Raw genomic sequence first — 22,470 nt, forward strand, 5'->3', positions numbered from 1 at the left:
CCGATGAGCCAGGCGGCACAGAACCTGAACTGGTTGATCACCAACTTCGTGGACAACACCCCGGGGGTGTCCCACACGGTGGTGGTCTCCGCCGACGGACTCCTTCTGGCGATGTCCGAAGGCTTTCCCCGCGACCGCGCCGACCAGCTCGCGGCCGTCGCCTCCGGTCTGACGTCTCTGACGGCAGGCGCGTCCCGGATCTTCGAGGGCGGCAGCGTGAACCAGACGGTTGTGGAGATGGAACGGGGATTCCTCTTCATCATGTCCATCTCCGACGGCTCCTCGCTCGCGGTTCTCGCACATCCGGAGGCGGACATCGGCCTCATCGGGTACGAGATGGCCCTGTTGGTGGACCGAGCGGGTACGGTCCTCACCCCGGACCTTCGTGCGGAGCTCCAGGGCAGCCTGCTCAACTAACAGACGGACGGTGCGTTTTGGCGTCCCGGGGCCGTAAGGTCTTGGGACGCGGCTCCACAGCGATGGGTGCCAGGCACAGTCGGAGGAGGAGAAAGTGGCAACACCCCCAGGCGGTTCGTCGGGCAACTGGTCGTACGACCCTGCCCAGGGTCACGGCGACGGTCAGAACCCGAACCGTTACAACTTCCCCTCCGCGCCCAGCCACCGGCAGCCGTACGCGCCCCAGGGCCCCGGCCCGTCGCCGTACGACCAGCCGCCGGCTCCGCGCATCCAGCCCGTGCAGCCGCAGCGCCGCACCCCCGAGCCGGCGCCCGCTGGGGCGTCGAACAACCCGTTGGTGCGTCCGTACGCCATGACCGGCGGCCGGACTCGCCCGCGCTACCAGCTCGCCATCGAGGCGCTGGTGCACACCACCGCGCAGCCGCACCAGATGCAGGGCCAGTTGCCCGAGCATCAGCGGATCTGCAACCTCTGCCGGGAGATCAAGTCGGTCGCCGAGATCTCGGCGCTCCTGACGATCCCTCTCGGCGTGGCCAGGATCCTCGTCGCCGACTTGGCGGAGGCGGGACTGGTCGCCATCCATCAGCCCGGCGGCGACGAGAACGCCGGCGGCCAGCCAGACGTGACACTGCTCGAAAGGGTGCTCAGTGGACTTCGCAAGCTCTAGCGGAGGGCCTTCCCGCTCCACCACGTCCGCGAAGATCGTGGTGGCTGGCGGCTTCGGCGTGGGCAAGACCACGTTCGTCGGCGCCGTCTCGGAGATCAATCCGCTGCGCACAGAGGCCGTCATGACGTCCGCTTCGGCGGGGATCGACGACCTCACCCACACCGGGGACAAGACCACCACCACGGTGGCCATGGACTTCGGCCGTATCACCCTGGACCAGGACCTGATCCTGTACCTCTTCGGTACGCCCGGTCAGGACCGCTTCTGGTTCATGTGGGACGACCTGGTGCGCGGCGCCATCGGCGCGATCGTGCTGGTCGACACGAGGCGTCTCGCCGACTGCTTCCCGGCCGTCGACTACTTCGAGAACTCGGGTCTGCCGTTCGTCATCGCGCTGAACGGCTTCGACGGCCAGCAGCCGTACACCCCGGACGAGGTCCGGGAGGCGCTGCAGATCGGCCCGGACACGCCCATCATCACGACGGACGCCCGGCATCGGGCCGATGCGAAGTCGGCGCTGATCACGCTGGTCGAGCACGCGCTGATGGCGCGACTGCGCTGATCCGACCCGTGGGACAGCCCCCGGCGGCCTCTGGGCTGCCGGGGGCTGTCGCGTTGCCGGGTGCGGGGGGGCGGGCTGGTCGCGCCCGCGCGGCGGAGCCGCACAGTGATGCAGCCCCGCGCCCCAAGAAAGAAGGCCCCTCTGCGAGGGGCCTTCTTTGTGGTTCTGCGTTCAGCGCCAGCTGTGCGGGGCGCGGAAGCCGGGCTCGCGTTCCAGACGGCGCCAGCCGGCCTTCACGCGGCCGCGGTGGGCCGGGGCCGGGTCCGTGGGGCGGGCGGCGGCGCGGGCCAGGAGGATCGCCGTGATGGCGGCGACCTCCTCGGGCTCGGCGTGGCCCTTCTCGACGCGGATGTCAGGGGTGTCCATGGGTGTCAGTCTCCGTGGCTGAGATGTCCGCCGGGTTACTGCGGCGGGTTGCCGTGCTTGCGGGACGGCAGATCGGCGTGCTTGGACTGGAGCATCGCGAGGGAGCGGATGAGGATCTCGCGGGTCTCGGCGGGGTCGATGACGTCGTCGACCAGGCCGCGCTCGGCCGCGTAGTAGGGGTGCATGAGCTCGGACTTGTACTCCTTGACCATGCGGGCGCGCATGGCCTCGGGGTCCTCCGCCTCGGCGATCTGGCGGCGGAAGATGACGTTCGCGGCGCCCTCCGCTCCCATGACGGCGATCTCGTTGGTCGGCCAGGCGTAGGTGAGGTCCGCACCGATGGACTGGCTGTCCATGACGATGTACGCACCTCCGTAGGCCTTCCGCAGGATCAGGGAGATCCTCGGCACGGTCGCGTTGCAGTAGGCGTAGAGGAGCTTCGCGCCGTGGCGGATGATGCCACCGTGCTCCTGGTCGACGCCCGGCAGGAAGCCGGGGACGTCCAGAAGAGTGATGATCGGGATGTTGAAGGCGTCGCACATCTGTACGAAGCGGGCCGCCTTCTCGGAGGCCTCGATGTCCAGGACGCCCGCCAGCGACTGGGGCTGGTTCGCCACGATGCCGACCACCTGGCCGTCCATCCGGCCCAGCGCGCAGATGATGTTGCGGGCCCAGCGCTCGTGGACCTCCAGGTACTCGCCGTCGTCGACGATCTCCTCGATGACCTTCGCCATGTCGTACGGCCGGTTGCCGTCCGCCGGGACCAGGTCGAGCAGCACGTCCGAGCGGCGGTCGACCGGGTCGGAGGCCTCCGCGCGGGGCGGGTTCTCGCGGTTGTTCTGCGGGAGCAGGGACAGGAGGTAGCGCACCTCGGCGATGCACGTTTCCTCGTCGTCGTAGGCGAAGTGGCAGACGCCGCTGGTCTCGGCGTGCACGTCGGCGCCGCCGAGGCCGTTCTGCGTGATCTCCTCACCGGTGACCGCCTTGACGACGTCCGGGCCGGTGATGAACATCTGCGAGGTCTCGCGGACCATGAAGACGAAGTCGGTCAGGGCGGGGCTGTAGGCCGCGCCGCCCGCGCACGGGCCGAGCATCACCGAGATCTGCGGGATCACGCCCGAGGCCTTGGTGTTGCGCTGGAAGATGCCGCCGTAGCCGGCGAGGGCGGAGACGCCCTCCTGGATGCGGGCGCCGGCGCCGTCGTTCAGGGAGACCAGGGGGGCACCGGCCGCGATGGCCATGTCCATGATCTTGTGGATCTTGGTGGCGTGGGCCTCGCCCAGCGCGCCGCCGAAGATGCGGAAGTCATGGGCGTAGACGAAGACCGTGCGGCCCTCCACCGTGCCCCAGCCGGTGATCACACCGTCGGTGTACGGCTTCTTGGTCTCCAGGCCGAAGCCCGTGGCCCGGTGCCGGCGCAGCTGCTCGACCTCCCGGAAGGAGTCCGGGTCGAGAAGAAGGTCGATGCGCTCGCGCGCGGTCAGCTTGCCCTTGGCGTGCTGCGCCTCGGTCGCCTTCTCGCTCGGTCCGGCCACCGCCTGCGCACGGATCTCGTGCAGTTCGGCCACGCGTCCGCGCGCGTCGGTCGGCTCACCCGGCGCCTCATCCAAAACGGTCATGTAGCGACCTTACGAAGAGAACCGGGGAATGCGGGCCGTCGACTCCTCACAGTCTCCGGCGTGTTTTCCTGGTAGCCCTGAACAGAACCAGGGCGGGGTGCAGGCTTTTCGACTGCTCAGAGGGCCTGCGGCTTGTAGGGGTCACACAAGCGGCTCAGTCGAGGGACACCTCACACCGATGGGTGCCGCATGCCGTCCCCGGGGTGAATCCGAGCCTCAGTCGAGGGCTTGTCGAGAGCACCTCGACCGTGTCGTCCGCGTGGAGCACCCGGCGGACCGGACGGTCCCAGACGATCTCCAGGCGCTCGCCCGTACGGGGCGGCTCGCTGACGCAGAGCGTAGCGCGGCGGCCCCGGCGGACCGTCAGCACGCTCGCTCCGGCGGAGGCGGTGAGGGGGCCCGCCGTGCCGGGCCGCCAGAAGTTCGCGGCCAGCACGCCGAGGGAGGGCACCCGGACCGCCTGCCGGGCGGCGTCGTTGGCGAGGACGGACAGCCAGCGGTGGCGCCGGGCGGCGCGGCGTGCGACTGCGCGGCGGGACGCCCCGGGCATCAGGACGTAGGCGTAGGAGGCGTCCCGGGGGTCGGTGCCGTGGTCGAGCCAGAGGGTCTGCCAGCGGCGGGTGCGGCGCTCGTCGGTGCCGCCGGTGTTGATGTCGGACCAGGCGCCCGTGCGGTCCTCGCGCAGGGTCTCCGGCTCGCCGTCGAGCAGCACCCAGCCGCCGTGGTCCTCCAGGTGGGCCCAGTGCGGGCCCTGGACGAAGCGCTGGGCGCCGTTCTCGCCGAGGTTGCGGTTGTCGACGACCGTCTCGACGGGGACGCCGTCGGCGCAGCTGATCCCGGCGCCCAGGCAGACCACCGCGTCCGCCAGGCAGAACCAGGACTTGCGGGCCTGGAGCGTGGAGCCGAGGCCCTTGAGGTGCTGGCCGAGGGCCGCGTAGGTGCCGTCGGTGGTGCCGCCGACCCAGCGGGCGTCGGGGCGGGCGGTGCCCCACTCGCCGCCCTCCCGGTCGGCCAGGCGCCGGGTCGAGACGGTGGTGCCGGGCAGGCGGTACGGATCAACGGTGGGCCAGTACCAGTCGGTGTACTGGTCGCTCGCGCCGGACCACCAGCTGACCATGCCAGCGCCGGTGTGCCAGCCGCGCGGGTTCTCGCCGTTGCCGCACTCGTAGTGGGCGATGCGGTCGCTGGCCATGGCGATGTTCAGGGTGAAGCCGGGGCCGCGGTGGACGGCGCGGTCCATGGCGGCGAAGAGGTGGTGCCCGGCGGGTTCGGGAGCGGCCGGGGCGGGTGAGGCGGCGACGGCGTGCAGCCGGGCGAGGTCGGCCACACCGAACTGGGGTGCCGTCAGGACCGGGGTCACCGTGTCCCGTTCGATCCAGCCCTTGATCAGGGCGTGCCAGCGGTCGCGTTCCGCGGGGCTCGCGCCGGCCGCGAGCAGGGCGACGGCGGCGATGAGCCGGTGGCCGTGGTAGTGGTCGCTGCGCAGGATCCCGCGGTCGTCGGAGGTGAGGTGGCCGCGGCTGACGGCACGGCCGTTGACGCTGTCCATGACCAGGCCGTCGTGGAGGAGCGGCGCGTAGGCGCGTTCGACGCTGTCGAGGACGATCTGCCGGCGCGGGTCCGTGACCTCCCAGTCCGATCCGGCGAGCAGGGCGAAGAGCCGGGCGAGGCCGTCGAGGAGGACCTGGCCGTAGGTGCCCGAGTAGGCGACCCAGGTGTGCTGGACGAAGGAGCCGTCGGCATGGAGGCCGTCGCCCAGGGTGACGTACGGGAAAACCGGGGAGAGCGCGTCGCGGGCGAGGGCGATCTTGGCGGGGGTGCGGCCGAGGATGCCGCGCAGGGCGACGGAGCGGCACAGGTCGACGCGGTTGGCGCCGGTGGAGGTGCCGGTGTAGTCGCCGAGGGCCGTGTCGGGCACGAAGTGGTCGACGGCGGCGCAGGCGGCCCGGACGCGGGCGTCGCCCGCCTCCTCGTGGAGGGCGGCGGTGATGTCCAGCAGCAGGCGCGGGCTGCCGATCTGCCACTCCCACCAGTTGCCGTAGCGGGTGGTGGAGGGGTTGTAGACGGTGGCCGAGAGGTGGTCGAGGCCGCGCAGGACGTCGGCCAGCAGGCCCGGGTCGGCGGTCGAGCCGGTGCCGGGCTGGGCCCAGGCCTGGGTCATGGTCCACAGCCGGCCGTAGCTGAGGGTGATGCCGGCCGGCGGGTCGAAGGGCCGCCCCGGCCAGAGGGAGCCGGGCGCGGGGCTCATGGTGGCGCGCAGCGCGCGGGCGAGCGTGCCGGTCTCGGCGAGCCGGGAGGCGTAGGGCGGTGCGGCCGGGTCGTAGCCGTCGCCGAGGGTGATGGCGAGCCAGCGCCGGCGGAGGGCGTCGTAGGGGTCGCCGGAGTCGCCGTCCGCGCCGCCCGCGCCCGTGTCCGGGGCAGCGGGAGCCGCCGCGCCGGTCGCAGCCAGGGCCGCCGCCAGCAGCAGGGCGCGGCGACTGGGGCGAAGGGGCGCGGCGGCCCGGGCCGTGCGGCGGGCGAGGACGCGGCGCTGGGGAGTCATGCCCCTGCCCTACCACGCCCGGGCGGTCACCTGAACGGATGATTCGGCCGGAGTGCCCGGACGGCGCAACGGGCCGCGGCGGCGGGGGCCGGTCAGCCGAAGCGGTTCAGCAGGCGGCGGTACAGCCGCGGGGCGAGGCCGCGGACGCGGGCCGGGAGGGTCAGCCAGCCGGGGACGTGGGCCTCGTCGCGGCCCTGGCGTACGGCCGCCAGGACCGCGTCGGCGACGCTGCCGGGCGGGACGGGGCGGGGGTGGGAGCGGTCGTAGGGCTTGCCGCGGCGGGTGAAGAAGGCCGTGTCGACGGGACCGGGCACGACGAGGGTCACGCCCACGCCGGTCCCGCGCAGTTCCTGGCGCAGCGCCTCGGCGAAGGCGGCCAGGCCGGCCTTGGCGGCGGAGTACACGGCTTCCTCCCGTACGCCGACGCTGCCCGCGATGGAGCCGATCAGCACCACCCGGCCCCGGCCGGCCGCGATCATGGTGGGCAGCACCTCGCGCACGAGGTGGAGGGTGGCGTTGAGATCCAGGCTGATCACCCGGTCGATGTCGGTGTGCGGCATGGTGGTGAAGGGGCCCGCCCAGCCGATGCCCGCCCCGGCGACCAGGAGGTCGACGCGCCCGGTCGTGTGCAGCGCGGACTGGGCCAGCAGACGCGGTCCGCCCGGGGCGGCGAGGTCGGCGGGCAGGACCACGGCCGAGGTGCCGGACGCCGTCAGTTCCAGGCGGTGCCGGTCCCGTCCGCTCAGCAGCAGCTGCCAGCCGTCCATGGCGAGGCGCCGTGCCGTGGCCGCCCCGATGCCCGAGGAGGCCCCGGTGACGAGGGCCACGCGCCGGTCCAGACGCCGCTGGGGACCGTGCTCGCGCACCCGGGCGGGGGCCGCGGGACGGGGTCGGGGGTTGCCCGCCGGTGGGTCGTGGGCCGGGCCGGAGCCGGTGAGTGTCACGAGTCGGTCTCCCTGCGCTGTGCGTTGCGTTCGCCGTGGACTCGTCTTCCTGTACGCGGATCCTCCCGGGGACTCCCCGGGGACCCCTCGAAGCGGAATTTCTCCTTCCAGGACACCGCCACCGCGGGGCCGTGCGCCAGTGCTGGGGCGTTCCCGTGGCACCGGCTCATCCGATCCGATGTGCGCCGTGCCGTGCGCGACCGCGGGCCGGGCCGGTCGGCGGGCGGATGCGGCAGGACCACTCCTACGGGCCGCGCGGTGCCGCCAGGCGGCGGTATGGGGCGCACGCGGCGGGGCCGCGCGGGGTTACGTAGGGAGCATCCCCGTGTCCGGTACGGCTTCCCGTGGCGAGGTGTCCATGCGTGTACTGCTCGTCCACCCGAGCGCCCTGATGTACTCCGAGATCTTCCTGCGGCTCGAACCCCTGGGCCTCGAACGGGTCGCGGGCGCCGCCCGCGAGGCCGGCCACGAGGTGCGGGTCGTCGACCTCCAGGTGCTGAGCCTCGATTCGCTGTGGGCCGAGGTGCGCTCGTTCCGTCCTGAGGCGCTCGGCATCTCGCTCAACTACCTGGCGAACATCCCCGAGGCCATCGACCTGGCCGCCGAGGTGAAGCAGGCCGTGCCGGGCTGCTTCGTCTTCCTGGGCGGGCACAGCGTCTCCTTCGTCGCCGAGGAGGTGCTGGAGCAGGCCGAGGGCGCGGTCGACGCGGTGGTGCGCGGCGAGGGCGAACCGGCGATCGCGCCCCTGCTGGAGGCGGTCCGGGACGGCGGCGTGCAGGACGTGCCCGGGATCGTCACGACCGCCGGCCGGGGCCCGGCCCCGCTGATGCTGCACAGCATCGACGAGCCGCTGCCCGCGCGGGACCTGATGCGCTCCCGCCGGCGCTACTTCATCGGCGAGCTCGACCCGTGCGCCTCCATCGAGTTCACCCGCGGCTGCCCCTGGGACTGCTCGTTCTGCTCGGCGTGGACCTTCTACGGCCGCAGCTACCGCAAGGCGTCGCCGGAGGCGGCGGCCGACGACCTGCAGAACATCAGGGAGCCGAACGTCTTCATCGTCGACGACGTGGCCTTCATCCGCCCCGAGCACGGGAACGCGATCGCCGCGGAGGTGGAGCGGCGCCGCATCCGCAAGAGCTACTACCTGGAGACCCGCAGCGACGTCCTGCTGCGCCACCCCGAGGTGTTCGAGCGGTGGGCGCGGCTGGGGCTGGAGTACATGTTCCTCGGGATGGAGGCCATCGACGCGGAAGGGCTGGAGCTGTACCGCAAGCGGGTCAGCCCGGACGAGAACCTCCGCGCCCTCCAGGTCGCCCGCCGCCTCGGCATCAAGGTCGCCATCAACCTCATCGTGGACCCGGCCTGGGACGAGGAACGCTTCCGGGTGGTACGGGAGTTCGCGATGGCGGTGCCGGAGATCGTGCACTTCACGGTGATGACGCCGTACCCCGGCACGGAGATCTGGCACACCGAGTCGCGGCGCCTGACCACCCGCGACTACCGCCTCTTCGACATCCAGCACGCGGTGGTGCCCACCACGCTCCCGCTGGAGCGCTTCTACGAGGAACTGGTCCGCACCCAGGCCGTCATCAACCGCAAGCACCTGGGCCTGCGCACCGCCTTCGGCGCGGCCCGGGTGCTGGGCCGCAACCTGCTGCACGGGCAGACCAACTTCGCGCGCATGCTGTGGAAGTTCAACCAGGTCTACAACCCGCGCCGGCAGTTCGCCGACCACAGCATGCCGGTGCGCTACGAACTGCCGCTGCCGCAGCGCCTCGACGTCGGCGACCGGCGGCGGCTGTACGTGCACACCCGGGGCGCGTCCCCCGGCGCGCCCTCCCGCCGGGCCACCGAGTAGCACCGCCGGACCGGCATGCCGATCGCGGTCGCGGCCTCCCTCGCCGCCGGCGTGTGCTTCGCCGTGGCCGGTGTGCTCCAGCAGTGGGCGGCGGGCGCCCGCCCGGACACGGAGGCGCTGTCGCCGCGGCTGCTGGGCCGGCTGGCCCGCGACCGGGTGTGGCTGACCGGCATCGGCCTGGCCGTGGTGGCCTACGGCTTCCAGTCGCTGGCGCTCGCGTACGGGCCGCTGAGCCTGGTGCAGCCGCTGATCGTCGCCGAACTGGTCTTCGCCGTACCGCTGTCGGCCCGGCTGCGCCGGATGCGGCTGGGGCGCCGCGAGTGGTTCGGCACGCTGGCGGTGGCGGCCGGGCTGGCACTGGCCCTGGTCTCGGCCAGGCCGCACGGTGGCCGTCCGGACGCGGCGGACGCGCTGTCCTGGCTGCTGGTGCTGGGCGCGGGCGCCGGGCTGGTGTGCGGTGCGCTGGCGGCGGCACGGCTGCTGTCCGGCCCGTGGCGGGCCTCGGCGACGGCGCTGGCGGCCGGGGTGGTGATGGGCACCCAGTCCGTCCTCCTCGCGGCGACGGTGGACCGCCTGCGCCACGGCCTGCTCGCCGCCCTCACGGCCTGGCAGACCTACGCCCTCGTCCTCGCGAGCGTCTGCGGCCTGCTCCTCATCCAGAGCGCGTTCCAGCAGGGCCCGCTGGCGGCGAGCATGACGGTGCTGGACGCCACGGAGCCGGTGGTCGCCGTGACGGTGGGCACCGCGGTGTTCGGCGAGTCGATCCACACGGGCTGGCCGGTGTCGGCGGTGACGGTGGCGGGACTGGCGCTGGTCGTCGCGGGCATCGCGAGCCTGGACTCGTCACCGCTGATCGCCGCGCTGCGGGGGCGGGGGGCCGGGGAGGCGGGGAGGCGGGGGTGAGGAGCCGGGGCGGGGGGGGCCGACGAGCCGCGCGTGGCGGAGGGCGTCGCGCAGCCAGCCCGTCTGCACCGCCCGGCCACGGTCTCAGTGACCCGGCTCCCGTGCCCGGGGCCCTCTCAGGTACGGCCTCTGCCCCTGCCCCCGGCCCGCTCGACCGCGTCCCCGCGCAGGCTCCTCGGCACACCGCTGTGCCGAAGGGGCGCGTCCCTCACCTCCTCCCCGCGCTCTCCCCGCGTCGGGACGGGACGCGGGGGAGCCAGACGGGCAGGAGGTCCTCCGCCAGTACGCGGTCCCAGGAGGGGTGGGTCTCGCGGGCCGTGGTGGCCGCGCGGCGGCGCAGGGCCGTCAGCAGGCGCGGCCGGTCGACGAGCGCGCCCAGGGCGTCCGCCCACTCCCCCGGGTCGTCGTGGCGTACGACGACGCCGTCACGGCCCGGCGCGGTGAGCCAGTGCGTGGTGTGCGCGCCCTCGGGCAGCACGACCGCGAGGCCGCTCGCCATGGCCTCGGCGACGACGTTGCCGCTGGTCTCGGTGCGCGACGGGAACGCGAAGACGTCGCAGCCCGCGTACACCCGGGCCAGCCGGTCCTGCGGGAGCGGGCCGAGCAGGCTGACGCCGTCGCCGAGAAGGGCGCCGACGGACTCCGTCTCCGCGCCCGCACCGGCCATGACGAGGTGCGCGGCCCGGCCCCGTTCGCGCAGCAGCCGCATGCTCTCGGCCAGCAGCGGCACGCCCTTCGTCGCGTCGACCCGCCCCGCGAACAGCACCAGCGGACGGTCGGACGGCACGCCGTACTCCCGGACGAGCCGGGCGCGTGCCGCCGGGTCGGGGCGGAAGCGGTCGTGGTCGATGCCCCGGCGCAGCAGGCCGACCCGGTGCGGTCCGAGCGTACGGGCGAGTTCCCGGCGGCCCGCCGGAGTCGGGACCAGCACCCGTTCGCAGCACTCCAGGAGCCGGCCCTGCCGCCGGCGCAGCCAGGTCTCCGCGTGGTCCGCCAGGAAGCCGCCCGCCGCCGGGGGGTCCCCGGGCAGCCACCGGCCGGCCAGATAGCGGACGTAGACCGAGGCCAGCCGCGGCACGTCGGTGTGCACGGAGCCGAGCAGCCGGGGCTGCGGGGCGGCGGTGCGGGCGCGCCGCCGGGCGAGACGGACGGCGGTGGTGGCGTAGGCGAAGCAGTGCGTGAGGTGCCAGACGTCGTGGCGCGGCAGCAGGGCGGCGAGCCGGGGGTGGTACGGGACCAGGTCGGTGATGTCCTCGGCGCCGTCGGCCGAGGTGAGGGCGCCCGTGCCGAGCACCGGGCGGAGCATGGCGAGGCGCACGTGGGGGGAGAGGACCTCGACCCGTTCGCGTTCGCCGAGGAAGTAGACGGTCAGGTCGAGTCCGCGCCGGGCGTCGGCCGGCAGCCGGGAGGCGCTCCGGGCGAAGTGCTCCCAGCACTTCACATGGCCGCCCGAGGGGCCGCCGCGCAGGAGCTCGACCAGTACCGCGACCGAGGTCACGGGCCCCGGGTACCACCCGGGCCGCGGGTCCAACCGCGACACCCCCGCAGAACTGTTGAAAGTTGAACGGAATAGGTCTACGGTGGGACCCGTTAAGAAGTTCAACGTTCAACTTACTCCCCGAAGGAGCACGACATGAGCATCTTCAGCCGCAAGGACACCGCGACCGCCCCCGCCCCCACCGCCGCCGCGAACCCGGACCTCGCCGCCCTGACCGGCGACTACACGATCGACCCCGCGCACTCGACGCTCGGCTTCACCGCCCGGCACGCCATGGTCACCAACGTCAAGGGCAGCTTCCAGGAGTTCTCCGGGACGCTCCACCTCGACGGCACCGACCCCTCGCGGTCCACGGCCTCCCTGGACGTCGTGATGGACAGCATCGAGACCGGCAACGCCGACCGTGACGGCCACCTCAAGAGCGCGGACTTCTTCAAGGCGGACGAGTTCCCGGCCATGACGTTCCGCTCCACCGGGGCGGAGGACCTGGGCGGCGGCGACTACCGGATCACCGGCGACCTGACGATCCTCGGCACCACCCGCCCGCTCTCCATCGACCTGGAGTTCAACGGCGCCGCGAAGGACCCGTTCGGCAACGAGCGCGTGGGCTTCGAGGGCAAGGCGGAGATCCTGCGCTCCGACTGGGGCCTGACCTGGAACGCCGCGCTGGAGACCGGTGGCGTCCTGGTCTCCGACAAGATCAAGCTGAGCTTCGACATCTCCGCGATCCGCACCGCGTGAGCCGGCGGCGTCCGGCCCGGTGACCTCGCACCGGGCCGGACTGGCCGGATCGTGCCCCTTGCGTGAGAACCGTCGGCCTTCCCATAATCCAGCAGCAGAATTTTGACCAGTCCATGCCAGTACATGGACGTTCTTTTTTCCCATGCTGCTGTCATGTGCTCGTCAATCTGATGTCTCGGTTGCACCTCCCCAGTCAACCCCCCACGGAAGGCATCACGTTGAAGAGACTCCTCACCGCGCTCAAGAGATGCGCGGTCCTCGGCGCCGCCGCTCTCGCGATCGTCAGCCTCCAGCCCGTCTCCGCGGCACAGGCCGCCCCCTCGCCCGTCGTCGGCGGAACCCGCGCCGCACAGGGCGAGTTCCCGTTCATGGTGCGGCTGTCCATGGGCTGCGGCGGCGCGCTCTACACCCAGCAGATCGTGCTCACCGCCGCGCACTGCGTGGGCCGGTCCGGCGCCAACACCGGCATCACGGCCACCGCCGGGGTCGTCGACCTCCAGTCGACCAGCGGCCGGGTCCAGGTCCGCTCCACGAAGGTGCTGCGCGCGCCCGGCTACAACGGCACCGGCAAGGACTGGGCGCTCATCAAGCTCGCCCAGCCCATCAACCTGCCGACCCTGAAGATCGCCACCACCGCGCAGTACAACACCGGTGACTTCACCGTCGCCGGCTGGGGCGCGAACCGCGAGGGCGGCTCCCAGCAGCGCTACCTGCTGAAGGCGACCGTGCCCTTCGTCAGCGACGCCGCCTGCAAGGCCTACGGCGGCCTCTACAGCGGTCTCGTCGCCGGCGAGGAGATCTGCGCCGGCTTCGACGCGGGCGGCGTGGACACCTGCCAGGGCGACTCCGGCGGCCCGATGTTCCGCAAGGACAACGCCGGCGACTGGATCCAGGTCGGCATCGTGAGCTGGGGCGAGGGCTGCGCCCGGCCCGAGGCCCCCGGCGTGTACACGGAGGTCTCGGCCTTCGCCTCCGCGATCGCCTCGGCGGCCGCCACTCTCTGAACCGCTCCACGGCTCCCGGGCCCGGCACCGGTCGGTGCCGGGCCCGTTCCGCGCGGCGCCCCGCCGGACCCCAACTTCTCTCCTGACGCAGCCACTTGGGCAGATCTGCTCCCTGGGGTCCGGGCGCGGAGCACGCCGAGCAAGGGGACCGGGTTCGTCCCGTCGGAGTCGGTCATGGCGCCACCGCAGGGCCGCACCAGGACAGGTGCTGTCCCCTAAGGGCGTGCGAGCAGCGCGGCCGCCTGGTCGCGGGCGTGGGTGAGGGCGTCCGGGAAGACGCCCAGGCCGTGCGCGACGAGGGCTCCCTCGTGCAGCAGCATCAGCGTGCGGGCCAGCGAGTCCGCCGACCCGGGCGCGATGTCCGCGGCGAGCTGCGCGAACAGGGCGAGCATCCAGCGCTTCTGCCCCGTGATGACCGCGTGGGCCGGATGCGCGGGGTCGCTGATCTCCGCGTGGGCGTTGACCATGCTGCAGCCCTTGGGGCTGAGTTCCTCCGCCCAGGAGCGGGAGGCGTCGAAGACGGCGAGGACGCGCTCGCGCGGGTCCGGCCCCGCCGCGTCGAGGTGCCCGGCGAGGAACGCCCGCCAGCGCTCGTCGCGTCCCGCGAGGTACTCCACGACGACCTGCTCCTTGGAGCCGAACCGGTCGTAGAGCGTCTTCTTGGTCACGCCGGCCTCGGCGGCGATGAGGTCGACCCCGACGGCGTGGATCCCGCGCTCGTAGAACAGCCGGGTGGCGGCGTCCACGACGCGGCGGGCCGCGGGGGTCAGCATGACCCGGCGGGGGCTCGGTTCGGCGGCGGTACCCATGACGCCCACTATACCGATCTGTATAGTGGCCGGAGAACAGGTATACCGATCTGTCTACTGGGTGTGATGCCGTGAACATCCTGCTCTCCCTCGCCTTCGTCCTGTGCTGGAGTTCCGGCTTCATCGGGGCCAAGCTCGGCGCGGGCAGCGCGTCCGCGATCACGGTGCTGATGTGGCGGTTCCTGCCGCTGGCCGTCGTCCTCCTCGCCGTCGCCGTGGTGCTGCGCGGAGCCTGGCGGGGGCTCACCGCCCGGGACGTGACCCGCCAGGCGGTCATCGGCGTGCTGTCGCAGAGCGGCTATCTGCTCAGCGTCTACCACGCGATCCAGCTCGGCGTCTCCAGCGGCACGACCGCCCTGGTCGACGGCGTGCAGCCGCTGGTCGCCGGGGCCCTCGCGGGGCCGCTGCTCGGGCAGTACGTGTCGGGCCGGCAGTGGGCCGGGCTGGCCCTGGGGCTGAGCGGCGTCGCCCTGGTCACCCTGGCCGACGCGGCGGCGGGCCACGGCGTGGCCTGGTGGGCGTACACCGTCCCGCTGCTCGGCATGCTCGCGCTGGTCGCGGCGACGTTCCTGGAGAGCCGGTCCCCGGTGCGGGTCGCGCCCTCGGTTTCGCTGACGATCCACTGCGTCACCAGCGCGGTCCTCTTCAGCGCCCTGGCGCTGGCCGCCGGGGCCGCTGCGCCTCCCGCCGAGGGCGGTTTCTGGCTGGCCGTCGCCTGGCTGGTGGGCCTGTCCACGTTCGGCGGGTACGGGCTGTACTGGCTCATCCTGGAACGCTCGGGCGTCACCAGGGTCAACACGCTGATGTTCCTCATGGCCCCCGTGACGGCCGTCTGGGGCGCGCTGATGTTCGGCGAGCCGTTCGGGTTCAGGACCGCCGCCGGGCTGGCCGTCTGCCTGGCGGCCGTCGTGGTCGTGCACCGGGGCGGCGGACGGGGGGACCCCGGGCTGACCGCCGCCCGGGGCGGGCGCCGGGAAAACCACTGGACCCGGTCACCCGGGCGCGCCTAACGTGCCGTCCGTGTCCAGCCCCGAAGCGTCCAGACCACGGCCACCGGCTCTCCGGTGGCTGTCCGTGACGCCGATGCCGGGCCGCTGAGGCCCGCTCGCTCCGCTGCCGGTGCGCCGTCCGACGTGTTCTGATCCGTCGTCGACTTACGGGTGCGGAGTTCCTTCATGCCGTTCGCTGTCTTCTTGCTGGGCCTTGCCGTGTTCGCGCAGGGCACGTCCGAGTTCATGCTGTCCGGGCTGGTGCCGGGCATCGCGCGGGACCTGGGGGTCTCCGTCCCCGCCGCGGGGGCGCTGACCTCCGCCTTCGCCGTGGGGATGGCCGTCGGGGCGCCGCTCGTCGCCGGGCTCGCCCGGCGCTGGCCGCGGCGCGGTGCGCTGCTGGCGTTCCTCGTCGTGTTCCTCGCCGCGCACGTCGTGGGCGCTCTCACGGACCGTTTCGCGGTGCTGCTGGCCACCCGGGTGGTGGCGGCGCTCGCCGGGGCCGGTTTCCTCGCCGTCGCCCTCGTCGCCGCCGTGGGCATGGTCCCGGCCGACGCGAAGGGCCGGGCGACGTCGGTGCTGCTGGGCGGGGTGACGCTGGCCTGCGTGGCCGGGGTGCCGGCCGGGGCGGTGCTGGGCTCGCTGTGGGGGTGGCGGACGGCGTTCTGGGCCGTGGCGCTGGTGTCGCTGCCCGCGCTGGTGGCGGTGGCGCGGTCCGTGCCGGGTGGCGCGGCCGGGGGCACGGCACCCGCGCTGCGCGGTGAGCTGCGGTCGCTGCGCGATCCGCGGCTGCTCGTCACCCTGCTCCTGGGCTGCCTCGTCAACGGCGCGACCTTCTGCACCTTCACCTATCTCGCGCCGCTGGTCACCGAGGTGACAAGGCTCGACCGCGGCTGGGTGCCCGGGGTGCTCGCGCTGTTCGGCGCCGGGTCGTTCGCGGGCGTGACCGTCGCGGGCCGCTTCGCCGACCGGCGTCCCGTGACCTTCCTGGCCTGCGGGGGCGTCGCGGTGGGGGTGGGCTGGTGCCTGCTGGCCCTCGGCGCCGGGCACCCGGTCCCGGTGCTGGCGCTGGTCCTCGCGCAGGGGGCGCTGTCGTTCGGCGTCGGCGCGACGCTGATCTCCCAGGCCCTGTACGCGGCGCCCGGGGCACCGACGCTGGCCGGCGGCTTCGCCACGGCCGCGTTCAACGTGGGCGCCGCGGTGGGTCCGTGGGCCGGCGGCACGGCGATCGACGCCGGTCTCGGATACCGGGGGCCGGTGTGGGTCAGCGCGGGGCTGGTGGCGCTGGCGTTCACGGTGGCCGTTGCGGGGGTGGCGGCGTCGCGGTGGCGGGAGCGGGTTCCGTGCCGGGAGCCGATCCGGCGTTGACGTCGCGGGAGCGGGTGGCGGCGCCGTTCCGGCGTTGACGTCTCGGGAGCGGGGCGGCGGTCCGCGAGCCGGTGAGCGCCCTTGAGCGACACGGCGCCGCCGGGCCGCCGCCGCCCGGGCAGCGGCAGCGGCGCATCGCACTGCGAGAACTGGGGATCCATGCGCAGCACCGCGCGGCCGGAATCTCGAAGCTCGCAGGGCACCACGGCCGCGCGAGCCCAACACCCCGACGGCTCGCGTCGGCGGAACACTTCGCGGCATCACGCGACCGCCGCCCCACCGCCCGAGGGGCACACCGGCCGCTGCCCGAAATCCCCCTCCGATGGTCTGCCGTCAGAATCCGCCGCCGAAGTCCCCTCCCCCGCCGAAGTCGCCGCCGCCGAAGCCGCCGCCGAAATCGCCGGTGTGGAAGTCGGCGCCGGAGACGTCGCCGCCCTCGTAGCCGCCGAAGTCGCCGTAGCCGGAGCCGTAGTCGGCCGCGTAGGCGGGGCCGGCCATCATGCTGCCGAGCATGGTGCCGACGAGGAGGCCGGGCAGGAGGCCGCCGCCGAAGTAGCCGCCCGCCCAGGGGCCGTAGGCCGGGCCCGCCTCCCAGTACGGGCGGCGGCCGGTCTCGGTGTCGACCTCGCGGATCGCGGGGTCACGGCCCTCGGCGAGCCGCCGCTGGTCGGCCGCGCAGACCGGGACGTCGCGCGTGGTGCCGCCGGGCGGCGTCCAGCTCGCGTCCGCGACCGAGGGGCCGTGACGCGGATCGAAGAAGCAGGGCGGGCGGCGCTCCGGCAGTGGGCTGCCCGTGCGGCGGGCGTCGAGCCGCGCGAGGGAGAACCGGCCGTCCTGGACGGCCTCGGTGACGGCCTTGACGTCCTCCGGTCGCGTGGCGGCCGCCATCAGGGACTTCGCCTGTTCGTAGGCGTCGAGGGCGCGTTCGTAGTCGCCGCGCATCGCGTCGTCGGCGCCGGGTTCCCCGGGGTGGAAGTCGAGGCGGTCGAGCTCCTCACCGAACGCGGTGATGTCCTCGTCGACGACGACCCGCAGCTTCTCCAGCGCGGCCCGCTGCTCCTCCTCGTGGCGGCGGCGGTTGCGCCGGGCCACGGCGTAGGCGCCCGCGCCGCCGGCCGCCACCAGGGCGCCGACGGTGATCAGGCCGCCGACCGGCACGTCGCCGCCCGAGCCGTCGCCCCAGCTGCCCGGCGCCGACCCGCCCATGTTCCGCAGGGCGTCGTCGACGAAGTCGTTGAGCTGGGCCTTGGCGTCGCCGGAGTCCTGTACGGCCGTGACCAGGTTGGACACCGCCTGGCGGCTCATCACGGAGCTGTCGGCGCGGGCGTCGAACTCCTCACCGAGGCGGATGCCGTACAGGCCGGTGACGCCCGTCTCGGTACGCAGGTTCCGGAACAGGTCCTGCGTGGGGTAGTCGGCCGGGAGGACGGCGACGAAGACAGGCTTGTCCGCGTCCTCGATCTTGTCGGCGAGCGCCTGGGCGTCCGATTCGGCCAGCACGCCGGAGGCGGCCGGATCGACGTAGACGGGACTCTCGCGCAGCGAGTCGGCGACCTTCGACAGGTCGGTGGCCGCGTGCGCACCGGGCGCACCGGCCGCCAGCACCGCCAGGACGGCGGCGACCGGCACGATCAGCAGACGGAGGACGGTACGCACCAGTGCGGCCTTCATATGTTCGAAGCTACCCGAAACGGGACAGAAAGGGATATCCGCCCGGGTGGTCACTTCACGACGCCCCTGCCCCTACGATGCCCCTGGCCCACTGCCGTGGGCCGGTCCGGGGGTCCGGTCCAGGCGGCGCACCAGAAGGGGCGGGATGAGAGGCATGTTCACCAGACGCAGGGCCGCGGACATGACGGTGTCGTCACTGGCCGAGCTGGACCGGTCGCGGACGCGGGCCGACCTGCTCTGGGAGCTGTTCCGGCACGCGGAATCCGAGGTGACGACCGCGATCGGCTGGTACCTGGCCAGGCGCCGGGGACCGTCGGCGTGGTCACGATCGCTGCGGGCGCTCGCCGCGCTGCTGGGCATCGCCGGCACGCTGATCCCGCTGGTGCACACGGCCTCGCCCGCCCTCGTGCAGCCCGAGTGGGGCTTCGTGTTCCTGGCCGGCGGGGCGGGCTGCGTGCTGTTCGACCGGATCTTCGGCTTCTCGGCGTCCTGGACCCGCTACATCCGCACCGAACTGGCCCTGCAGCAGATCCTCAAGAAGGCGCAGTCCGACTGGGCGCAGCTGTTCCTGCGTACCACCGACTCCCCCAGCGACAAGGAGCAGGCCGCGCTGCTGGCGGTGATCGAGCGGCTGCGCACGGACGCCCAGCGGCTGATCGAGGAGGAGGGCTCGGCGTGGGTGGGCTACCTGGCCGACGGCGTCGAGGAGCTGACCCGCTCCACCTCCCCGTCCGCCGGCCAGCGCCCGCACTCCGCGGGCCTGTTCCGCCTGGACCGGGTGCCCGGCCGGGACCGGGTCGGCGACGTGCCGGGCCCGCGGTCCCGGGACACGGCGATGTGACCCGGGCCCGCCGACGGCCGCCCGCTACTGCGCCGGGGCCACCCCGGCCCGCAGCAGGCCGTACGTGTACGCGTCCTCCAGGGCCTGCCAGCTCGCCGCGATGACGTTCTCGGCGACCCCCACCGTGGACCACTCGCCCGAGCCGTCGGACGTGGAGATCAGGACGCGGGTCGTGGAGTTGGTGCCGTGCCTGCCCTCCAGGATGCGGACCTTGTAGTCCACCAGCTCCAGCTTGGCGAGCTGCGGGTAGATCTTCTCCAGGCCCACGCGCAGGGCGCGGTCGAGGGCGTTGACCGGGCCGTTGCCCTCGGCCGTGGCGACGATGCGCTCGCCCTTGGCCCAGAGCTTGACCGTGGCCTCGTTGGCGTGGGAGCCGTCGGGCCGGTCCTCGACGATGGCGCGCCAGGACTCGACCTCGAAGTAGCGCAGCGGCTTGCCCTGGACCTCGGTGCGCAGCAGCAGTTCGAAGGAGGCGTCGGCCGCCTCGTAGGTGTAGCCCTCGAGCTCGCGCTCCTTGACGCGGTCGACCACCCGGCCGACCAGCTCGCGGTCGTCGCCGAGGTCGACGCCGAGCTCCTTGCCCTTGAGCTCGACGGAGGCGCGCCCGGCCATGTCGGAGACCAGCATCCGCATGGTGTTGCCGACCTGCTCGGGGTCGATGTGCTGGTACAGGTCGGGGTCGACCTTGATGGCGGAGGCGTGCAGGCCGGCCTTGTGGGCGAAGGCGGAGAGGCCGACGTAGGGCTGGTGCGTGGAGGGCGTGAGGTTGACGACCTCGGCGATGGCGTGGGAGATCCGCGTCATCTCGCGCAGGTGCCCGTCGGGCAGGACCTTCTTGCCGTACTTCAGCTCCAGGGCGGCCACGACCGGGAAGAGGTTGGCGTTGCCGACGCGCTCGCCGTAGCCGTTGGCGGTGCACTGCACGTGCGTGGCGCCCGCGTCGACGGCGGCGAGGGTGTTGGCGACCGCGCAGCCCGTGTCGTCCTGGGCGTGGATGCCGAGCCGGGCGCCGGTGTCCGCCAGGACCGTGGAGACGACCGCCTGGACCTGGGCCGGCAGCATGCCGCCGTTGGTGTCGCAGAGGATCACCACGTCCGCGCCGGCCTCGGACGCCGTGCGGACCACGGACTTCGCGTACTCGGGGTTGGCCCGGTAGCCGTCGAAGAAGTGCTCGCAGTCGACGAAGACCCTCCGGCCCTGCTCCGTCAGGAAGGAGACGGTGTCGCGGACCATGGCCAGGTTCTCGTCCAGGGTGGTGCGCAGGGCGAGCTCGACATGGCGGTCGTGCGACTTCGCGACCAGCGTGACCACCGGCGCGCCGGACTCCAGCAGCGCTCTGACCTGCGGGTCCTCAGCGGCGGTCGTGCCGGCCCGGCGGGTGGAGCCGAACGCGACCAGCTGGGCGTGCCGGAAGTCGATCTCGTCCCGGGCACGGGCGAAGAACTCGGTGTCGCGGGGGTTCGCGCCGGGCCAGCCGCCCTCGATGAATCCCACGCCGAAGTCGTCCAGGTGCCGAGCGATGGCGAGCTTGTCGGCGACGGTGAGGTTGATGCCCTCCCGCTGGGCGCCGTCGCGCAGGGTGGTGTCGAAGACGTGGAACGAATCGTCGAGCTCGCTGCTTGCGGTCATGGTCTCAAGGCTCCTGAGGATTGAATCTCGGTCGTACCGGAATGACCGGCTCCACCGCCCTCACATACTCCCTCGCGCTCTCGCTCCTGACTGCGGGTGGGCCAGAAAAGCGAAAAACCCCTCGCGGGTGCGAGAGGTCTGCGCGCGGGTCGAGGACGACGGTGTCCGCCCGTACCTGGTCGTACGTGGCGGTCACTGCGGACCGGCGCGCCTGCTGCCGATAATCATGGCGAACGAGAGCACGGGGGCAGTCTGGCACAACCCCCGCATCCGGCTCACGTTTGTCTCAGGATGCGGTCGGTCACGTCGCGTGACGGACGGGACGGGCGAGGCGCCCGCACCTGCCGTTCAGGCGTCCGCCAGGAGGCTGTCGGCGAGGAACTCGTGCACGTGGCGCAGGACCTGGGCCCGGTCGGTGCCGCGCAGCCCGATCGCGACGTGGATGGAGAAGCCGTCCAGCAGCGCCCGCAGCCGGGCGGCGAAGCGGTCCGGGTCGACGCGGCGGAACTCCGCCCGGGAGACGCCCTCGGCGAGCAGGGCGACCAGGTCGCGGTGCCAGGCGCCCTCGATGGCGGCCTGCCGGTCCCGGGCCTCCGCGTCTGCGGCGGCGCTCTGCGAGCGGTTCCAGACCTCCAGCCACAGCGTCCAGTGCGGGTCGCGGTGGCCGTCGGGGACGTACAGGTCGACGAAGGCGTCGAGGCGTTCGCGGGCGGGGGCGGTCCGGGTGAGCAGCCGGGCGCGCTCGGCGCCGAGGCGGCCCTCGCTCCACTCCAGGGTGCGCAGCAGCAGTTCGTCCTTGGAGCCGAAGTAGTAGAGCAGGTGCCCGCTGCTCATCCCGACCTCGCGGCCGAGCGCCGCCATGGTGAGCTTCTCCAGGCCGCGCTCGGCGATCATCTCCATGGCGGCGGCGAGCACGTCCTCGCGGGGCGGGGCCTGCTTTCGCCCACCGGCCATGTGCGCTCCTAGGTCCTCGGTTGCTGCTGGGTGATGCAGTGGATGCCACCACCGCCCGCGAAGATCGTACGGGCGTCCACCAGCGTCACGGTCCGCTCGGGGAACAGCCGGCGGAAGATGCCGGCGGCGATCTCGTCGCGCGGGTCGTCGAAGCCGCACAGCACCACGCCGCCGTTGCAGAGGTAGTGGTTGATGTAGGAGTAGTCGGCCCAGTGGCCGTCGGCCTCCAGCACGGTCGGGGCGGGGACCTCGACGACCTCCAGGCGGCGGCCGCGGGCGTCCGTCTGCGCCTTCAGCAGGCCGATGACCTCCCGGGTGACCTCGTGGTCGGGGTGGGCAGGGTCGGGCTGGGAGTGCGCCACGACCACGCCGGGCCGGGCGAACGCCGCGACGATGTCGACGTGGCCCAGGGTGCCGAAGCCGGGATGGGGGTATCCCCTGCCCGGGCGAAGCCGAGAGCTCGGGGGAGGGTAGTCGCCGGTCAGGCCGCGCGGCAGCCAGATCGCCTTGCGGGTGCCGAGCTGGGCGTGGATCTCGGTCTCCACCTGCTCCCGGCTCCAGCCGGGGTTGCGCTCCGGGCCGAGCTGGACGGTCTCGGTGAGCAGGACCGTGCCCTCCCCGTCGACGTGGATCGCCCCGCCCTCGTTGACGAGCCGCGAGGCGTACGTGCGCGCCCCCGCGAGGTCGGCGACGTGCGCGGCGATCTTCGCGTCGTGCTCCCAGGCGGCCCACTCCTGGGCGCCCCAGCCGTTGAACGTCCAGTCCACGGCCGCCAGCCCGCCCCGCCCGTCGGTGAGGAAGGTGGGGCCGATGTCGCGCATCCAGGCGTCGTCGAGGTCCCGCTCGACCGTGTCGATCCCCTCGCCCAGCAGCGCGCGGGCCTCGCCCGAGTGTCCGGGGCCGCACACCACCGTCACCGGTTCGAAGCGGCGGACCGCGCGGGCGACGGCGGCCCAGGCGAGGCGGGCGGCGGCCAGTTCCCCGGGGTCGTCGAAGGTCGCGTTCGGGCCCGGCCAGGCCATCCAGGTGCGCTCGTGCGGGGCCCATTCGGCGGGCATGCGGAAGCCGTCGGCGGCTGCGGACATGAG

Annotated in this window: 20 protein-coding genes; 10 read left to right on the forward strand and 10 right to left on the reverse strand. The window is 73.3% G+C overall.

The window, feature by feature from the left end; genetic code table 11:
• The first annotated feature begins 3 nt into the window (after positions 1-3).
• The 3 genes from ABZY20_RS19390 (at position 4) to ABZY20_RS19400 (ending at position 1,646) form a co-directional block, all read left to right on the forward strand.
• Complete coding sequence (locus ABZY20_RS19390; protein ID WP_004983065.1) at positions 4-417, forward strand: roadblock/LC7 domain-containing protein; 414 nt, start codon at positions 4-6, stop codon at positions 415-417.
• Positions 418-511: 94 nt separating this feature from the next.
• Positions 512-1,084 (forward strand): DUF742 domain-containing protein, encoded by a 573-nt coding sequence (locus ABZY20_RS19395; RefSeq protein ID WP_356442735.1) that lies wholly within the window; start codon positions 512-514, stop codon positions 1,082-1,084.
• On the forward strand, positions 1,065-1,646 hold the full coding sequence (locus tag ABZY20_RS19400) for an ATP/GTP-binding protein (protein ID WP_014675207.1): 582 nt from the start codon (positions 1,065-1,067) through the stop codon (positions 1,644-1,646). Before ABZY20_RS19395 ends, ABZY20_RS19400 begins: the two co-directional genes overlap by 20 nt.
• Positions 1,647-1,817: 171 nt before the next feature.
• Here ABZY20_RS19400 and ABZY20_RS19405 read toward each other — a convergent pair whose 3' ends face one another.
• The 4 genes from ABZY20_RS19405 to ABZY20_RS19420 all read right to left on the reverse strand — a co-directional run bounded on the left by ABZY20_RS19405 (position 1,818) and on the right by ABZY20_RS19420 (position 7,117).
• Positions 1,818-2,012, reverse strand: coding sequence for an acyl-CoA carboxylase subunit epsilon (locus tag ABZY20_RS19405; RefSeq protein WP_356442736.1), 195 nt, complete (start codon positions 2,010-2,012; stop codon positions 1,818-1,820).
• A gap of 35 nt (positions 2,013-2,047) precedes the next feature.
• Positions 2,048-3,631: an acyl-CoA carboxylase subunit beta gene (locus tag ABZY20_RS19410; protein ID WP_356442737.1), complete on the reverse strand. Its 1,584-nt coding sequence runs from the start codon at positions 3,629-3,631 to the stop codon at positions 2,048-2,050.
• Positions 3,632-3,785: 154 nt separating this feature from the next.
• Positions 3,786-6,173 carry a polysaccharide lyase 8 family protein gene (locus ABZY20_RS19415; RefSeq protein WP_356442738.1) on the reverse strand — a complete coding sequence of 796 codons (2,388 nt, stop codon included), beginning with the start codon at positions 6,171-6,173 and terminating at the stop codon, positions 3,786-3,788.
• A 92-nt stretch (positions 6,174-6,265) separates the two neighbouring features.
• On the reverse strand, positions 6,266-7,117 hold the full coding sequence (locus tag ABZY20_RS19420) for an SDR family NAD(P)-dependent oxidoreductase (protein ID WP_356442739.1): 852 nt from the start codon (positions 7,115-7,117) through the stop codon (positions 6,266-6,268).
• Positions 7,118-7,475: 358 nt separating this feature from the next.
• Between ABZY20_RS19420 and hpnR the strand changes: the two genes are divergently transcribed.
• Together hpnR and ABZY20_RS19430 are read left to right on the forward strand one after the other, a co-directional pair.
• Positions 7,476-8,975, forward strand: coding sequence for a hopanoid C-3 methylase HpnR (hpnR, locus tag ABZY20_RS19425; protein WP_356442740.1), 1,500 nt, complete (start codon positions 7,476-7,478; stop codon positions 8,973-8,975).
• Positions 8,976-8,990: 15 nt separating this feature from the next.
• The gene (locus ABZY20_RS19430; RefSeq protein ID WP_356442741.1) at positions 8,991-9,878 is read left to right on the forward strand and encodes a DMT family transporter; all 888 of its coding nucleotides are present in this window, start codon (positions 8,991-8,993) and stop codon (positions 9,876-9,878) included.
• Between the two features lie 208 nt (positions 9,879-10,086).
• On the opposite strand, the gene ABZY20_RS19435 is transcribed toward ABZY20_RS19430, so the two are convergent.
• On the reverse strand, positions 10,087-11,376 hold the full coding sequence (locus ABZY20_RS19435; protein ID WP_356442742.1) for a glycosyltransferase: 1,290 nt from the start codon (positions 11,374-11,376) through the stop codon (positions 10,087-10,089).
• A gap of 135 nt (positions 11,377-11,511) precedes the next feature.
• Here ABZY20_RS19435 and ABZY20_RS19440 point away from each other — a divergent pair, with 135 nt between their 5' ends.
• Positions 11,512-12,117, forward strand: coding sequence for a YceI family protein (locus ABZY20_RS19440; RefSeq protein ID WP_356442743.1), 606 nt, complete (start codon positions 11,512-11,514; stop codon positions 12,115-12,117).
• A 218-nt stretch (positions 12,118-12,335) separates the two neighbouring features.
• Positions 12,336-13,121 carry a serine protease gene (locus ABZY20_RS19445; protein WP_356442744.1) on the forward strand — a complete coding sequence of 262 codons (786 nt, stop codon included), beginning with the start codon at positions 12,336-12,338 and terminating at the stop codon, positions 13,119-13,121.
• 215 nt (positions 13,122-13,336) lie between these two features.
• Here the strand turns inward: ABZY20_RS19445 and ABZY20_RS19450 are convergent, their stop codons facing one another.
• Positions 13,337-13,930 (reverse strand): helix-turn-helix domain-containing protein, encoded by a 594-nt coding sequence (locus tag ABZY20_RS19450; protein WP_356442745.1) that lies wholly within the window; start codon positions 13,928-13,930, stop codon positions 13,337-13,339.
• Between the two features lie 71 nt (positions 13,931-14,001).
• On the opposite strand from ABZY20_RS19450, the gene ABZY20_RS19455 reads away from it, so the two are divergent.
• Both ABZY20_RS19455 and ABZY20_RS19460 read left to right on the forward strand, forming a co-directional pair.
• Positions 14,002-14,940, forward strand: a complete 939-nt coding sequence (locus ABZY20_RS19455; protein ID WP_356442746.1) for a DMT family transporter — start codon at positions 14,002-14,004, stop codon at positions 14,938-14,940.
• A 165-nt stretch (positions 14,941-15,105) separates the two neighbouring features.
• Positions 15,106-16,287, forward strand: coding sequence for a Cmx/CmrA family chloramphenicol efflux MFS transporter (locus tag ABZY20_RS19460; protein WP_356442747.1), 1,182 nt, complete (start codon positions 15,106-15,108; stop codon positions 16,285-16,287).
• 333 nt (positions 16,288-16,620) lie between these two features.
• Here ABZY20_RS19460 and ABZY20_RS19465 read toward each other — a convergent pair whose 3' ends face one another.
• Positions 16,621-17,958 carry a hypothetical protein gene (locus ABZY20_RS19465; protein WP_356442748.1) on the reverse strand — a complete coding sequence of 446 codons (1,338 nt, stop codon included), beginning with the start codon at positions 17,956-17,958 and terminating at the stop codon, positions 16,621-16,623.
• A gap of 154 nt (positions 17,959-18,112) precedes the next feature.
• Here ABZY20_RS19465 and ABZY20_RS19470 point away from each other — a divergent pair, with 154 nt between their 5' ends.
• The gene (locus tag ABZY20_RS19470) at positions 18,113-18,799 is read left to right on the forward strand and encodes an SLATT domain-containing protein (protein WP_356442749.1); all 687 of its coding nucleotides are present in this window, start codon (positions 18,113-18,115) and stop codon (positions 18,797-18,799) included.
• Positions 18,800-18,823: 24 nt separating this feature from the next.
• Here ABZY20_RS19470 and cimA read toward each other — a convergent pair whose 3' ends face one another.
• The 3 genes from cimA to ABZY20_RS19485 all read right to left on the reverse strand — a co-directional run bounded on the left by cimA (position 18,824) and on the right by ABZY20_RS19485 (position 22,467).
• Positions 18,824-20,428, reverse strand: a complete 1,605-nt coding sequence (gene cimA, locus ABZY20_RS19475) for a citramalate synthase (RefSeq protein WP_356442750.1) — start codon at positions 20,426-20,428, stop codon at positions 18,824-18,826.
• Positions 20,429-20,776: 348 nt separating this feature from the next.
• Positions 20,777-21,382, reverse strand: coding sequence for a TetR/AcrR family transcriptional regulator (locus ABZY20_RS19480; RefSeq protein WP_356442751.1), 606 nt, complete (start codon positions 21,380-21,382; stop codon positions 20,777-20,779).
• Between the two features lie 8 nt (positions 21,383-21,390).
• Positions 21,391-22,467: an agmatine deiminase family protein gene (locus ABZY20_RS19485; protein WP_356442752.1), complete on the reverse strand. Its 1,077-nt coding sequence runs from the start codon at positions 22,465-22,467 to the stop codon at positions 21,391-21,393.
• Positions 22,468-22,470: the final 3 nt, after the last annotated feature.

The organism is Streptomyces sp. NPDC006624, from assembly GCF_040611555.1.
Classification (GTDB): Bacteria; Actinomycetota; Actinomycetes; order Streptomycetales; family Streptomycetaceae; genus Streptomyces.

Bases quoted from the DNA above. Each gene is read 5' to 3' on its own strand.
- ABZY20_RS19405 (WP_356442736.1), bottom strand. From the start codon at position 2,012: ATGGACACCCCTGACATCCGCGTCGAGAAGGGCCACGCCGAGCCCGAG.
- ABZY20_RS19450 (WP_356442745.1), bottom strand. From the start codon at position 13,930: ATGGGTACCGCCGCCGAACCGAGCCCCCGCCGGGTCATGCTGACCCCC.
- ABZY20_RS19430 (WP_356442741.1), top strand. From the start codon at position 8,991: ATGCCGATCGCGGTCGCGGCCTCCCTCGCCGCCGGCGTGTGCTTCGCC.
- ABZY20_RS19470 (WP_356442749.1), top strand. From the start codon at position 18,113: ATGTTCACCAGACGCAGGGCCGCGGACATGACGGTGTCGTCACTGGCC.
- ABZY20_RS19465 (WP_356442748.1), bottom strand. From the start codon at position 17,958: ATGAAGGCCGCACTGGTGCGTACCGTCCTCCGTCTGCTGATCGTGCCG.
- ABZY20_RS19390 (WP_004983065.1), top strand. From the start codon at position 4: ATGAGCCAGGCGGCACAGAACCTGAACTGGTTGATCACCAACTTCGTG.
- ABZY20_RS19410 (WP_356442737.1), bottom strand. From the start codon at position 3,631: ATGACCGTTTTGGATGAGGCGCCGGGTGAGCCGACCGACGCGCGCGGA.
- cimA (WP_356442750.1), bottom strand. From the start codon at position 20,428: ATGACCGCAAGCAGCGAGCTCGACGATTCGTTCCACGTCTTCGACACC.
- ABZY20_RS19460 (WP_356442747.1), top strand. From the start codon at position 15,106: ATGCCGTTCGCTGTCTTCTTGCTGGGCCTTGCCGTGTTCGCGCAGGGC.
- ABZY20_RS19480 (WP_356442751.1), bottom strand. From the start codon at position 21,382: ATGGCCGGTGGGCGAAAGCAGGCCCCGCCCCGCGAGGACGTGCTCGCC.
- ABZY20_RS19440 (WP_356442743.1), top strand. From the start codon at position 11,512: ATGAGCATCTTCAGCCGCAAGGACACCGCGACCGCCCCCGCCCCCACC.
- ABZY20_RS19415 (WP_356442738.1), bottom strand. From the start codon at position 6,173: ATGACTCCCCAGCGCCGCGTCCTCGCCCGCCGCACGGCCCGGGCCGCC.
- ABZY20_RS19485 (WP_356442752.1), bottom strand. From the start codon at position 22,467: ATGTCCGCAGCCGCCGACGGCTTCCGCATGCCCGCCGAATGGGCCCCG.
- hpnR (WP_356442740.1), top strand. From the start codon at position 7,476: ATGCGTGTACTGCTCGTCCACCCGAGCGCCCTGATGTACTCCGAGATC.